Source organism: Vibrio sp. 1249-1 (assembly GCF_033340495.1).
On the sequence record NZ_JAWOWJ010000351.1, the window covers coordinates 1 to 825 of the forward strand.

Annotated in this window: 1 protein-coding gene; it reads left to right on the forward strand. The window is 51.9% G+C overall.

Translation table 11 applies throughout. The features are described from left to right. Nucleotides 1-4: 4 nt before the first annotated feature. On the forward strand, nucleotides 5-825 hold an 821-nt coding region (locus R7Z50_RS26305; protein WP_318149587.1), incomplete at its 3' end, for a tRNA modification GTPase.

An 825-nucleotide genomic window follows, 5' to 3' on the forward strand; every position in this document is an offset into this window, starting at 1 on the left:
GATTATGACTACAGATACGATTGTCGCTCAAGCTACTGCACCAGGTCGTGGTGGTGTCGGCATTATTCGTGTTTCAGGCCCTAAGGCCAACCAAGTGGCATTGGAAGTCACAGGGAAAACTCTAAAACCGCGTTACGCTGAATACCTGCCGTTTCAAGCCGAAGATGGCACGGTGCTCGACCAAGGCATTGCACTGTACTTCCCTAACCCGCACTCGTTCACGGGCGAAGACGTATTAGAACTGCAAGGTCACGGTGGCCCTGTGGTCATGGATGTGCTGATTAAACGTATTCTGGGCGTAGCTGGCGTACGAGCAGCCCGTCCTGGTGAGTTCTCGGAACGTGCGTTCTTGAACGACAAGATGGACTTGACTCAGGCAGAAGCGATTGCCGACCTGATTGATGCTAGCTCTGAAGAAGCGGCGAAATCGGCGCTACAATCGCTACAAGGCCAGTTCTCGCAGCGCATTCAAACGCTGGTGGAATCACTGATTCATCTTCGCATCTATGTGGAAGCGGCCATCGACTTCCCTGAAGAAGAAATCGATTTTCTTGCCGATGGTAAAGTTGCAGGAGATCTGCAAGCTATCATCGATAACCTCGATGCGGTACGCAAAGAAGCGAACCAAGGCGCGATCATGCGCGAAGGCATGAAAGTCGTGATTGCTGGTCGTCCAAATGCGGGTAAATCAAGCCTACTGAACGCGCTATCAGGCAAAGAGTCTGCAATCGTAACCGACATCGCAGGTACGACACGTGACGTACTGCGTGAGCATATCCACATTGATGGAATGCCACTGCACATCATTGATACAGCAGGTCTGCG